Origin of the sequence: Pedobacter namyangjuensis (genome assembly GCF_003313325.1) — a bacterium.
In the GTDB taxonomy this organism is placed as follows: domain Bacteria; phylum Bacteroidota; class Bacteroidia; order Sphingobacteriales; family Sphingobacteriaceae; genus Pedobacter; species Pedobacter namyangjuensis.
This window is the reverse complement of sequence record NZ_QMHQ01000002.1, coordinates 236,730-249,983: the sequence shown is the minus strand read 5'-3', so window position 1 is coordinate 249,983 and position 13,254 is coordinate 236,730. Positions and strand designations below refer to the sequence as shown.

Genomic DNA, 13,254 nt, shown 5'->3' with positions numbered 1-13,254 from the left:
GATTCGGTGAGTAAGGCGAAACGGTTAAATTTGACTCACCGAATTGTACATAATCAATTATTGTACAGGTTGTTACATACTGAACATCTTGCGTATTTTAAGAAGCAAAGCTATGTTTGTTTAACTAAAATCGATAGATTATGAAGACCAATTTTAGCCTGCTTTTCTACCTTAAAAAGCAAAAGAACTATGTAAGTGGAAATGTGCCGATCTACATGAGGATTACCGTAGAGGGAAACCGTGCGGAAATGGCCACCAATCGGGATTGCGACCCCAAACGATGGAACGCGAAGGGCGGCCGAGCCGTAGGAACAAAAGAAGACGTCAGGATGCTGAATACACATCTAGACCAATTGCAGAATGCGGTCTACTTTGCCCATCAGTCCGTTTTTGATCTCGGGATGCCGATTACAGCAGGGTTGATCAAATCCAGTTATCTTGGAACACTCTCAAATTCCCATACACTTCTTGAAGCCGTGGCAGACCACAACATGAAAATGGAACAACTTGTCGGCAAAGATTATGTTCGTGGTACGTTGAACCGCTATAAGGTTCTGGAAACGCACCTAAAGGTTTTTATCCGCTTAAGATATGGCGTAGCTGATATGGACATCAGAACTATAAATCAAACTTTTCTAAACGGATTTGACCACTATTTGAGGTCTGATAAGAAATGTGCGAATAACTATGTGGTAAAGAACATCAAGAACTTAGGAAAGATCCTTCGCATTTGTTTGGAGAAAGAATGGATAGATAAATCGCCATTCACAGCTTATAAGGGCAAGACTAAGAACGTCGACCGCTTTTTCCTGAACAAAGAGGAATTGGCAAACATCGCAGGAAAAGAGTTCCAATCGGAAAGATTAAAACAGGTTAGGGATGTATTTATATTCTGCTGTTTTACGGGCTTGGCCTATGTGGATGTTTTTAAACTGAAACATGAAAATATCAGAAAGGGAATTGATGGAGATCGATGGATTTTCACCAATAGGCAGAAAACGAAAACAAGGTCGTCAGTTCCGCTCCTTCCAACGGCAGTCGAAATCATTGATAGATATGCCACCAACAAAGTTTGCCTCAACAAAGGTTTGCTCCTTCCCGTTCCTACTAACCAAAAGATGAATGAATACCTAAAGGAAATCGCCGACCTATGTGGAATTGAAAACAAACTGACCTCGCATATTGCACGCCACACTTTCGCTACAACGGTTACGCTTTTGAACGGTGTGCCGATTGAAAGCGTTTCAAAAATGCTCGGGCACACCAATATTAGGACTACACAGCACTATGCGAAGATCTTGGATATGAAGGTAAGCGAAGACATGGCACTGTTGAAAAAGAGATTAGCAATTATTTAATATTGGACATAAATTAAGCCAGTCATCCACAAGAATATTGAGCTTATTATTTATAAAAAATCAAACGATGTGAGTGGAGAAACTAATGGATTATTAGTTCCTGACGAGATTATAATGAATAAAATCTATTATATCAGGGGTCAAAAAGTTATGCTGGACAGTGATCTTTCAGAATTATACGGGTAGAGAACAGACGGTTAAACGACAGGTAGCAAGGAATGCAGACAGGTTTCCCGAAGATTTTATGTTTCGTTTAAATGATAATGAGTTTGAAAGTTTGATGTCGGAAATTGCGACATCAAAGCGAGGTGGTAGAAGAAAGCTCCCTTACATGTTTTCTGAACATTGCCTCTTAATGCTTTCTAATATATTGAACAGCAAACAGGCAATTCAGGTCAATATCTAGGTTATGCGCATATTTACCCGTATCCGCCAAATGTTTGTGGATAATACAGAAATCCGTTTAGAGATTGAAAAAATAAAGAATAAGCTGGATAATCAGACAAGAATATGGAAATCTTATTTCGTTCTCTTGACGAACTCTTAGAAAACGGGAACAGCTAAATCTTCCCAGAAAACGGATTGGATATATGCCTGATGATCTTTAAGCATCACGTTAAATTCAAGGAACCAATTGGCTCATTGAATTTAACTTATTTGAATTGCAAAAGTTACACAATTAAAAAAGGCATGCGCCCCGAATTAGCAGATAATGAAGGTATAGTGGTAACTGTCCGATAAAAGCTTAAAATGCCCGATAAATGTCCGTTAAACTTTAAAAGCAAAAGTGGATGGGCAAACCACTCCAACCCGTTTGGCAAATCAAATTTCAAGGTGCCGAATTGGCACCTTGAATATTATGGTATTTTTAATTGGCTTGTAATTGGCTCACAAGACAAAATGGTTTGTTCTATTGGTTGATAACATTAATTGCTCGTTCAAGCACTTCGTCTTTTCCATTTTTAATCCCTTTTATGGTTGGCTTTACCACAATATCAGGAACAATCCCAACACGTTGTGTTTCCTTTCCGTTGGGATAGTATATACCAATGCCAGAAATCATTGTTCTAAGACCACCTGGCAATACGATAGTAGAAACGTTTCCATCGGCACCTGCTGTGGTGCTTCCTACTATGGTTGCATTTTTAACCGCATGGAAGGCCATTGCAGTATATTCGGCCTGGCTTTGCGAATTTTCGTTCAAAAGTACCACTAGCTTTCCCTTGTAACCGTTATCACTGTTGTATTTGTTATTGCCACTGGTAATTTTTGGTCCCTCCACAAACGAAAATTCTCCCGGATTGTTTGGATTTCCAATCGTAAACTTTACAAAGGATGTGGGTTCGTCTACAAAATAGCCGCCAAGAGAAAATGGAACAAACGTACTCGGATAGTTACGGATATCGATGATAATACCTTTTGTCTCTTTAAAAGCCTTCTTTATTTCTGGGATGTTTTCTGGTTTAATATTGGCAAGGGTGATATAGCCAATATTTCCAGGCAACAACTTATAACATTTTTGGCTGCCATCTACTTTGTACCAATGGTACATGCGTAGATCTTTCCGCTCATAGGTGGGCACATTAACTTGTCGTTTCTGACCCTCAGACAGGTAATTCAAGGAAATCGTATTGTTGGGGCTACGCAAAAGGTCTATAGACATATCTCTAAGCCTAGCTGCGCTATTGGAAGCAGGATAATAAGTTTTTAAACTATCGACCAGTGAATTAATCGTCTTGCCATTAACATGCGTGATTACGTCACCGATTTTCACTTTTGCCAATCCTGAAAATTCTGGATTAAAGTAATCAACAACCACCAATTGGTTCTCCACGAATTCTGCCTTGAAGGCCGCAAATCTGGTCCCTTTTAGCGCATTACTTTTCTCGCGTCCTCCCCATAAGTTTGCGTGGGTGTCGTTCACCTCTCCTATCAGCTGTGTGGCGGCAAGTTCATATGCGAGCCTGTCTTTTGCATTCAGGAATTTTGGAATATACTCCCCCAATACGGTATCCCATTTTTGATCTGTAAGATGCCTGTAGGGGAAAAAATAATTGATCATGTTCCAGTATCGATAAAGAGATAATAACCTAAAGCCAGCATCTGGATTGGTCATTTCTAAATAAGGCTTCTCATTAGAGAAGTTCGGATTTCCCACACCAGGTTCAAGTGCTATATAATAGTTCTTGCCTTGGTTTCGGTTATTGTATAGATCAGTAAGTTGGCTTTTTAAGTTAGCCGATAAACCGGCATTATTGATCCAAGATATATCAGGTTTTAATACGGCCTCGGCTGGAGTATGTTTGCAGGTGTTGCATGCCGACAGCACACCATAATTTTTAATCCAGTTTGTAATAAGATTATCTCGTTGCTGTTTGTCTTTTACTTTGATGTAATCTGGTAGGAACCTAAAAAGTTCGTAGTCCCAGTTATATTTGCCCTTTGCAATTTCTGGATGATGATACTTCATTAGTCCCCAAACTTTTCCTAAAAGCTCAAGGTTATGAATTAAATCTTGATTTAATGTAGGAAAAATAATTTTCGAGCCACCGTCAAAAGCTTTATCTGCTTGGGCTGCAAATATTTCTTTTTGGAAAGTTTTTATTTTTGGATCGCCTAACTCCATTCCATCGATTGTTATCTTCAGATCGTCCAGCCACATTTTTCCTTTACCTACCAATAGACCTCCGAAAACTATTTGTTCGGTTTCCTTTGGTTTAAGTGCCAAATTTATTTCAAAAGTAGCCCAATCTTTAGTTCCCGAAACACCTCTGTTAGACATATTATCAAAGCCGATCTGCGGATCTATACGAATCCATAGGCCAGCATAGCCCTCAGTTACATTTTCTGTCTTGATGAAACCAGATAGGCGAATGGATTTGCCCTCGTAGTTGGCGGGAAGGCTTATCGACAGCGCTCTGTATTCCTTTTTGCTACCAGTATTTTCTATAACAGCGGAAAATTTTCCGCTTTTCTTGTGCACCGAGTCTACATAAACTTTGTACTCTTTATCTCCAAATGCTGTCCACTGTGATGGGAAACCATTTCGGTGCTGTTCGAAATCAAGGTTTAGTGCTTGTGTCAGCTTGGCTTGGGAACAAGCACTCTGTACAAATGAAAATGCAAGAAGTGTCGCAATAGTTAGTTTACTCGTTTTGGATAGCATTAAGTTTTTAGTCGTAGTCTTACGCCTCATTAAAGATATTATAGTTCTCATGATCAATCTGAATTCTATTTTCATAAAGTTGGTTCCAATTATTATAAATTTCAACAATCGGCCACTTTCCCCCTTCGTCAGTATTTTCTGACCAAGTCAAATGTACAACAGCAAAGGTGAACTCTGCATTCATTACATTGAAAAGCACGTCGTCATTATCTTCTCGTCGCGCTAAAGTCCTAACTTTTTTCCCATATAATATATGCCCTGGACTCAGTTCCGATGCAAGTTGGTCATTTAAGTTTTGGTCAGTCCAATACCAAGGTTCAGGTAATGCTTCGGTTTGATTAAAGTTATTCATGGTTTCTAGGCTTGCAACTAACTTAAAAAATAGGTATAACTTAACGGACATCGACCATTTTCAAGCAGATATGTATCATAATTATAATTCTTTTTAAAAGTATAAATAAATTAATATTTATGGATACCCGACCTTAAGAATGGTTTAATAAATATGACTAGCTGTAAATTTAAAATCTCATATTTGGGTTAAATCAACAAGCTCATATGACTAAATTTTATCTCAGTGTTTGTTTATCTTTATTTATAGCTGTTTCAGCTAAGGGTCAAAGCCAATATAAAATTAGTATAGCGTTATTTCACTAATCAATTCCTAATTCCTTATGCATTTGGTGCCAAGCTTTACCTAACTCAATAGTTTCTAAGGCTATCTTTTTCTTATCTTCTGGCAGACATTGAATACAGGTTTGGAACTGAATACCCTTATAATGCTCTTTACACTTTGGACATAACTCCATCCTTTTAATATCGTAACTAAATGCACATTTCTTGCATGCAGTTATCGTATCTTCAAAAGAGAGATATTTAATATTGTCATTTAAATAAAGTAAAAATGCTTCTTTCTCTATTGCTCCTGCATTATCACTTTTTACTCCATCTCTTTGCAACCAATATCTTACGCTTGATAAGTTGTGCTTATTCCTCCATTTTCTAGACACAAAACATTTATCTTTTACCTCAATAGCATCTTCATTCTGATGAAAAATAGAGACAAGATCTTCCACTGACTTGTAATGTGCTTCATCAAATTCGTGACGACATGCTGTACAAAGATATTGGGGACGCTTCGTAACTCTTTTATTAGGGTTGCTAAACTTGCAATTCGGGCAAAATGGAACAGGGAGGTAATCGTAATTGTTATTTATATACTTAATAAAATCAAGCGTAATGATGTTAGAGTTAGCATCTATATTTTCTCTTGCATAAGCCCTAGTTACTTCCAGTATATATTCGGGAAATCTTCTAGGGTGTGACAAATGCTGTAAGGTCAAAACTTTTTTACTGTCACATATTTGGCATTTGTCTTTTATGACTTTAGCCCTTCGCTCTTTCCAATCCTTTGTGTGCCATGATTGTTTTCCCTCTTTGAAGTCTTTCCAATATAACTCCTTAGCAAGTTCTACTTCAATCTTCCCATTTGTCAAATTTTCTCTTAATTCTATAAGCTCATTATACGTCAACATATTATCAGTTGTTAATCCAAATCTAAGCTATACGAACAAATAAGAACTTATTCGTTAGCATTTTAAAATTGGCGTGACGATGTTATCGACGCCTGTATTTTCGTTTTCTGATAGGCGTTGGCTGAAAATACTTATAAAGCAGATATCCGCCAATTCCAAAGCCTAGCAACTTTAGTAAATCTGTTTTATCATTGGCATTTTTAGAGTGTGATATACCTTTTTTAAAACCATAGATCATACGCTTTAAATCTTTGCCTTCTAGAACATCTAACTTTAGTTGTTCAACATCAAAGTCTCTAAGATAATAACTCAGGTCTATAATTAAACAATCTTGCATCTTCTTGCTAAAAGTCAGCTCTTTATCCCAGCTTATTGGATTAGAAACAATTACTTCTACAAATAAGGTTTTGTCATTACTTTTCAGAGTAATATCTGGCTTGTATTTATCCCACTTCTTTTCAAGTAACACCTCCACATATTCAAACTCTAGACCATCCGGAAGTTTTATTTTGCTATTTTGAGCGATGATTTCTTTAACTGTAATGTGCAGTAATGTCTCAGAGGTTGCATTGCAAGTTAAAGTGCGATGCTTGAAATGCTTAGTATCTGCAGAAACATTCAAAACACAGGTCAATTGTTTACCACAATCCAAACAAATGAAATCATGCTTATTCTCGGGGTTAACACTTTTTATGTGAATTGGTCCATTAGTAAACTTATGCCTACCTAAAACAAAGTGAGCGCTCATAATGTAATTATAATAAAAAAGAGCCATAATCTTTATGGCTCTTTCAAATCTAACGTTATTATTAATAATGTTTGAAGCCGGACGGCAATATGGGTGGACTCTATATTTCAAAGAAACTTAATATCCCAAAAACCGCTGATGCTGTCTAGCTTCTTCTTCTTCTTCTTCTAGGTAGTCTTCATAGTAAATGTAATTCCTTTATATGCATTTCCTAATAAGAAACTGAAATCAATTCATTACATAATGCGCCACTCTGGATATTTTCTGGATTATATTTCTTAAGTGGCAGTATTCTTGTCTTGTTATACCTCCTCATATTTAATCACCAATACTTATTGTTAAGTTTGTATTCTAGTTATCATCTGAAGTCTCCTTTTTAAATAAATTTTCAGCCTTGCCAGATACCAGTTTCCCAACCACATTATGTCCATGCAAATTGGGACTTAGAGACGCATCTTCTACATTTATAGCCTCTTTAAAAAAAATGAGTTTATTAAACGGATGTCATTAACTACATTTAATTAAAATTAAGATTGCCAAAATTAAAATTTTAAAGTTAGACGACAACCTGTTATTACCAATCGCTGTGGGAATCACAGAATTCAAGTCAAGATAATGCAATACTCATCGCTATGATAAATATCGATCTGGTAATTATGGCTTTAAATATTATAACTATGAAAAATCAAAGGAAAACAATTCAGTTGTCAGTAATAATGATGCTGATCTCTACTTTTTCGATAGCACAGACTATTTCACCTAGAGATAGGATATACAATGCTTTGGGAATGAATCAAAAACTTTATGAATCAGAGGATTACAAAGGAAGGAGCTTTGTGTTTGCTGTATGGCTTTCCGTAGACAGTAAAGGCATGGTAGACGATGTAATATTTTCAGATAATAGCATTCTTTATTTAGGTTTACTAATTGATTTTAAAGCTATGAAAAGGAAACTTTTAGGTACCGAGATCATTGCACACAAGAACGAAATGCTAACCCAACTTTTTACATTGAACAGAGGAGATCAGGACTTAATTAGCAACGGGGACGAATTAATTAAATGTTGGGCAGGAATAGACAGGACTTCCAGCATTCTGTCCGAAAACAAAAGAACACAAGTCTTTCTGAGGCCCATTACAATAGTTGGCCCAGGAAAAAAAAACATAAATTAGCACTGCAGAAACTTGAGGTTCGCTAATGCTTTTGACATTGTTCAAACTTCAACTTGGACTACTTTTCCAGCTTTAAGTCCTTATACAGAAACTTAAGCATATCACAAGGATCGACATCTATCGCCAATGCTACGAGATATAATTCTGAGGCTCTCAGGAACGAGTTGCGCTTTGTTGTTAGCCGGGTCATCCGGGTTTTACTAATGCCGGTTTTGAGGCTAACCTGGGACTTGTTAACCGACCTTTGAGCCAAAAACAGCCCAAACTCCGTGAGTGTATCGTTATCGTTAGTTGCCAATTGAATTTTATTTAACTCCTAAAATACTGCGTTTTTGCAGGCCGCAAATGCGCGGGGGGAAATCCGAAGCTACCGCCCAGGACGTTGGTTTTGTTGCGCCTGCCGCCTACGCCTTTTCCTTTCTGCAAGCTCCAATGGACTTACCTCGGGTTCGATCGACTGCACTGGTTCTAGCATGGCCTCGATAAAGCTACCGATCGATTCCCCTCTCTCTTTTACCATATCGGCAACCGAGTGAAAATGGCCATCTGCTATATTTCTTGCCAGTCCATTAACATGCTCAAAATTATGGTGCTGATTTCTGGACATTTCAAGAATATCCATCTGTTCCCTCTGTGCGGTGGTGCCGTTCTTCTGGACGTTGGCATGCGCAAAAGTCTCCCTTAGCCCCCTATCAAAGTCAAAAAGCCTATCAAAGATGGTTTCGCCCGATTGCTTGAAAGCCACTCGGTTGAACTGCCCCAGCTTTTTGGAATGTTCCTCATTTTTCCCCTTCGAATTGTTCATGGGGCTCAGCTTGATTTTGTTGGTGGCATCCTTCCGGCTTACGATGATGTGGACGTGCATCTGGTTGCCCTCCTTTTGCTCGCCACGTTTCCTTTCACCGCTTATTACCTCTTTGTCCCTGTGGCCATAGTAGCGGTGGTTCTCGATCTTGCCGAACCACATCAGGTCTTTCGCGGAACTGATGCCGTCACGTTTGAAGTTCCTGGCATATTCGCACATTACCTCTTCGGCATATTGTTTCAGCTGTTTCTCCATTTCCGTTTTGCCATAGCTTTCTTCAAGGTGTTTCAGTTCCTTTTGGCTGGGGCTGATGTTGATCAGAAAGAACTTTGCATCTGCCTTGCCCAGTTTGGCAATGTTGCTGTCCAGGGCATTACGCACCTCATAGGGCTCGACAATGCTGCCTGTATGATTGAACCAAAGTTCGGGCTTCAGCTTATCATCGAGTCTGTTTTCCTTTTCAAGATAGTGTACAAGTCCCCTGCTGCTTCCCTTGTTGCTTGCCGTTGCGCTGTCGGTAATATTGATGTACATATCAGAGCAGTGCTATCTGTTTGCGTGCCTGGTCGCCCAGTTCCTCTTTTTCCTTGCCCGATGTCATCATGCCCATACGTTCCCGTTCTTTGATGTAGCTGTTTAGTATCAGCATGAAATTCTTTTTTAGCCTTTCCTTGGTGCCTATTTTCATTTCGATACTTCCCATTACCTCGGTCAACGTCAACAGTTTTTTCGCCTGTGCCAACTGGTTAGCCAGCACATCGTCATTTTGTTTCAGCACCCGACCATTAAAGGAATCAACTATCTTTCCCATAGCTTCAAGCATCCTGGCCAAATCACGTTTGATGGGAATGAGCAGTTCGGTCTCCTGTGTCTTGATGAAGCCGATGTATTCCTTCTGCCCTTTAAGGATGGTGTTCTTCAAAAGTTCGTCGTTCAGGTCGGTTGGATCTTTTTTGCTCCGGTAGAAATAATCGAGCATCTGGGAAAATACCAAACGCTTTGACCTTCCCAATTTCAGGGCTATCTTCTCGAACTTTACATCGTCCTGCACAGAATATTTTACCGTTCTCAATGTTTCCCGCATATCTGTATATCTTTATAACCAGTTATCTCGGACCCTTAAGGGGGTTCCAATTTTGACTCCTATGCCACTTTCGCAATGGACGAGAACCCCTGGAGGGTTCTCGAAACCCCCACGACGTAGCGTGGGGCAAGCAAAGTAGGGCTCCGCCCAACTTCCGCTTGCTCCTTTGACTCGTCCTAAAATACGTTTACGGTTTATCACTCTTGATCCTGCAATAGATTGACAGCAGCATCGTACTCCTGATATGGATTTACAATAGTACTGTTTTTGTTGTAATAATTCTTCCATAATTGCGTGGGTGTAGTATTGCCTCTATGCACCACCTCGGGAGTTAGATTTCCAATGCTCATATGTGGCCTTTCCTCGTTGTAAAGCTTGATAACAAAGTCAAGAACCTGCTTCCCCTCCTCTAGGTCGTTGACCGTGTAGCTGCTCAGGTATTCGTTCTTGATAATGCCATTGAGTCTTTCGGCAACTGCATTGTCCCTTGGATCGCCAGTTTCGGTCATGCTAATCTTTACCTCACTTTCCTCAATGATCTGAACATATTCATTGCAGCAGTACTGAAGGCCCCTGTCTGAATGGTGGCAGAGAAATTCAGTATCCTGGGCATCCAGCAGGGCCATCTTCAGCGCCTTGACCGTTTCAATAGACAAAAGGTTATCAGCAACGTTGTATCCCAGAATTTTTCTTGAAAAGGCATCAGTAATGAAGCTGATGTACAAAAATTTGTCGCTGATCTTCCAATAGGTAATATCACTGACCCATAACTGGTTGGGATGAGTGGGCACGAAACTCTTGATCAGGTTCGGAAATTTTCTGTACATGTGGAAGGAATTGGTTGTTGAAACCCATCTTTTATACCTTTTCACAAGCAGTCCATGCGTGGATAATAGTTCGAACAGGGCATCCCTACCCATTTTTATCTGATGTTCCAGCAGAAATGGCTGGATCAGTTCATAAAGTTTTCTTGTTTCCATGTGTCTATGATCTTTCTTCATGTTGATGATTTGTTTTAGTACAAGCTCTTGCTCAATGGTGGTACTTTCATTGCGCCACCAATGCTGATAATAGGCCTGTCTGCTCATTCCAAGTACTCGACAGATGCGTGCTAGGCTGATATTCCTATTTCTGTCCTTCATTTCATAGATTACTTGGTGAACGACTTTTTTCTTATATCGATCTTAAGGTCGCGTTCGGCTATCTGGATCATGACCAGATAGGCCTGTTCCCGCAGGTGGCTATCTTTTAGCTCCTGTTCGAGTTGATTTGTCCTGAGAATGGTTTCATTTCTGACAGGTGCCGCCTGTGGTTTGCTGGTGGTTGGTAGATCCATAAAGAAGGAGACTGGTTTTTTAACAATATCACCCTCAATGTACCCTAATTGCCTCATAAACTTCAGCAGCTTCCCTTTTCCTTCTTGTCACCGGTATATTTTTCCCAGATCTTTTGCTTTGGAAGACCACTGGACAGGTAATCCTTAATGATTGTGTGTTTCTGCTTCACGCTGAAGTAGATCGAAGGCTTTGCCGTTTTCCTGATTTTTGTTTCCATTTTTTTAAATTTTTAATGTAAACGCATCTTAGGACAAGACACTTTTTTCCGAAGATGGAAAAGGACCTTTCTGCATAACGCCGGTCCCTCATCTTTCATAGGAATCCAACAAAGTCACCCCGCTGCCAAGGCTCGGATGATAGGAAGGCTCATACGCGATATAACCCCCTTCCACCAGATCCGTAATGCATTTGTGATAGGTTGCAAAGGAACGGATCGCAGAATGTTCCATCAGTTCCCGCCTTGAGATCCTGAAGGGGTTTTCTCCCCCGGCGCGTTCGTGACCGACCAGTAGCGCCGAATAAAGGCTTCGGTGCGATTGGCGGAAAGCCCTGTTCCCGCTCACCGACCTCACGAAACCGGCCAATCTTTCTGCCACCCCAATCATCTGTTGCCTATCCTTTCCAACAGACCGGCAACATCGGAGTACGCGTAGTAGAATATTCCCCCGATCTTATCGTGTGGAAGCGTGCCCTTGATCCGCAGGTTCTGCAATGTCCCTGGAGATATCTTCAGCAGATGCCTCACTTCCGAACTTCGGAGCCACTGTTTTGATTCCATTTTACTCTCTTCCTGTTTTCTCGACTTTCTGATCTCCTCGATCAGTTCTATTTTCAATTGTTGTAGATCCTCCACCGTGACCAGGTTCAAATTCGCCATAATACCTCCAATTAATCCAACAGTGACACAAATACAATTGATCGTTATATATATTGCATCTGCATTTCGTTCAAATTTCAAGAATCGATATGTTAGTCTATAGGGCTTTTGTTGGAGAGTGTCAATGATTTTTCGTCAGATTGGAGTAACTTAACCATACTATTATGGTTCGCTGACTTATCTGGAATAGAACAACTCATTGGAGAGATCAGTGGATTTCCTGCATCAATCCCGGAGCAGTTTGGCCATGGCATTAATGGCGTACTGCAACTACTGAGAACCGACCTCTCTCCTCAGGATTGCCATGGTTTTTGTAATGTGCTTCTGGAAAGTACTAACCGGGATGGATAAGGAGCTTTTGGGTACCATCAAAAGCCCAAGGTGGAACGACAGGGTCAGAAATATGGCCGTAAAGGTATGGCTGGCCACTGCTCCCCAGCCAAAAGAGATCCATGGGATTATTTGTGAACTATCTTTCATAGGCCAAAAGTGGCATTGGCGGCTGGTCTGCTACTAGGAGAACCAGACCGGCAACATCGGACACTACATCAATCTGGCCGAGAAACAACTTCCCATCGATATCCTGGAAATGGAGAAATGGCAGTCAGAACTGGTCGAATATGGACTGGAACAGGGTTCTGAAACTTTCTTGCAGTGGTTTTTCGATCAGTTGAAGATGGAGAGGAACTTTGACTGCAACGATCAGAAAGCGGAAACCTGGACACAGCTGATCTCCGAGAACGCAAGGGATGTGGATTGGGTGCTGGAGAGCGCACTTGGCTGCCTGGATGCTGTAGTGATCAAACCGGAAACATCTATGTGGAGCAAAAGGAAAAAAATCGTCCAGTCGCTACTGTCCCAAAATATACGGGGAATTGCCGAACGTTTCGAACGGGTAAAGGTTGTTTATCAAGAGCGCATCTCCTTTCATAAGGTCAAATACCCTGCTGCAAAAGAACATCTTAGGTTCCTAAGGGCCTTCGAGGATGCCTATTATCTGGAAAAGTCCGAGGATTTCGAGCCAGGGCTGATCGCCCAGGTGCTGGCAGTGGTATAGTCGGAAAGCAACCAAGGCCCGCCCGCATCCGTTACCGATTAGACAATAATTTTTTTCCTCGCATCTGAATAGACATGCTGCTCCGCTAGCGGCATTTACCAGCGCAGGTAGCGAT

General features: G+C 40.4%; 14 protein-coding genes. 4 read left to right on the top strand and 10 right to left on the bottom strand.

From position 1 onward, the window contains the following. The first annotated feature begins 140 nt into the window (after positions 1 to 140). Both DUT69_RS08285 and DUT69_RS19430 read left to right on the top strand, forming a co-directional pair. A complete protein-coding gene (locus DUT69_RS08285) occupies positions 141 to 1,358 on the top strand; it encodes a site-specific integrase (RefSeq protein WP_113652767.1) in 1,218 nt (405 codons plus the stop codon). A gap of 160 nt (positions 1,359 to 1,518) precedes the next feature. Next, entirely contained in the window at positions 1,519 to 1,764 is a 246-nt protein-coding gene (locus tag DUT69_RS19430; RefSeq protein ID WP_240186682.1) for an ORF6N domain-containing protein, read from the top strand. Between the two features lie 504 nt (positions 1,765 to 2,268). Here DUT69_RS19430 and DUT69_RS08275 read toward each other — a convergent pair. From DUT69_RS08275 to DUT69_RS08260, 4 genes are all read right to left on the bottom strand, one after another. Then, positions 2,269 to 4,575 carry a S41 family peptidase gene (locus DUT69_RS08275; protein ID WP_205314239.1) on the bottom strand — a complete coding sequence of 769 codons (2,307 nt, stop codon included), beginning with the start codon at positions 4,573 to 4,575 and terminating at the stop codon, positions 2,269 to 2,271. Beyond that, positions 4,544 to 4,876: a hypothetical protein gene (locus tag DUT69_RS08270; protein WP_113652765.1), complete on the bottom strand. Its 333-nt coding sequence runs from the start codon at positions 4,874 to 4,876 to the stop codon at positions 4,544 to 4,546. Before DUT69_RS08270 ends, DUT69_RS08275 begins: the two co-directional genes overlap by 32 nt. A gap of 301 nt (positions 4,877 to 5,177) precedes the next feature. Next, complete coding sequence (locus DUT69_RS08265) at positions 5,178 to 6,059, bottom strand: hypothetical protein (RefSeq protein WP_113652764.1); 882 nt, start codon at positions 6,057 to 6,059, stop codon at positions 5,178 to 5,180. A gap of 82 nt (positions 6,060 to 6,141) precedes the next feature. After that, complete coding sequence (locus DUT69_RS08260; protein ID WP_162796220.1) at positions 6,142 to 6,807, bottom strand: competence protein CoiA family protein; 666 nt, start codon at positions 6,805 to 6,807, stop codon at positions 6,142 to 6,144. A gap of 632 nt (positions 6,808 to 7,439) precedes the next feature. Between DUT69_RS08260 and DUT69_RS08255 the strand changes: the two genes are divergently transcribed. Beyond that, entirely contained in the window at positions 7,440 to 7,979 is a 540-nt protein-coding gene (locus DUT69_RS08255) for a hypothetical protein (protein WP_113652762.1), read from the top strand. A gap of 58 nt (positions 7,980 to 8,037) precedes the next feature. On the opposite strand, the gene DUT69_RS08250 is transcribed toward DUT69_RS08255, so the two are convergent. From DUT69_RS08250 to DUT69_RS08225, 6 genes are all read right to left on the bottom strand, one after another. Further along, a complete protein-coding gene (locus tag DUT69_RS08250) occupies positions 8,038 to 8,232 on the bottom strand; it encodes a helix-turn-helix domain-containing protein (RefSeq protein WP_240186713.1) in 195 nt (64 codons plus the stop codon). Positions 8,233 to 8,346: 114 nt separating this feature from the next. Further along, complete coding sequence (locus DUT69_RS08245; protein WP_113652760.1) at positions 8,347 to 9,318, bottom strand: DUF5712 family protein; 972 nt, start codon at positions 9,316 to 9,318, stop codon at positions 8,347 to 8,349. A gap of 1 nt (position 9,319) precedes the next feature. Further along, positions 9,320 to 9,868 (bottom strand): BfmA/BtgA family mobilization protein, encoded by a 549-nt coding sequence (locus DUT69_RS08240; protein ID WP_113652759.1) that lies wholly within the window; start codon positions 9,866 to 9,868, stop codon positions 9,320 to 9,322. Between the two features lie 197 nt (positions 9,869 to 10,065). Continuing rightward, positions 10,066 to 11,010: an IS3 family transposase gene (locus DUT69_RS08235; protein ID WP_113652758.1), complete on the bottom strand. Its 945-nt coding sequence runs from the start codon at positions 11,008 to 11,010 to the stop codon at positions 10,066 to 10,068. 8 nt (positions 11,011 to 11,018) lie between these two features. Next, positions 11,019 to 11,204 carry a hypothetical protein gene (locus DUT69_RS08230; protein WP_113652757.1) on the bottom strand — a complete coding sequence of 62 codons (186 nt, stop codon included), beginning with the start codon at positions 11,202 to 11,204 and terminating at the stop codon, positions 11,019 to 11,021. A gap of 602 nt (positions 11,205 to 11,806) precedes the next feature. After that, a complete protein-coding gene (locus DUT69_RS08225; RefSeq protein ID WP_317047208.1) occupies positions 11,807 to 12,163 on the bottom strand; it encodes a helix-turn-helix domain-containing protein in 357 nt (118 codons plus the stop codon). A gap of 508 nt (positions 12,164 to 12,671) precedes the next feature. Between DUT69_RS08225 and DUT69_RS08215 the strand changes: the two genes are divergently transcribed. Beyond that, positions 12,672 to 13,139 (top strand): hypothetical protein, encoded by a 468-nt coding sequence (locus DUT69_RS08215; protein WP_113652754.1) that lies wholly within the window; start codon positions 12,672 to 12,674, stop codon positions 13,137 to 13,139. Positions 13,140 to 13,254: the final 115 nt, after the last annotated feature.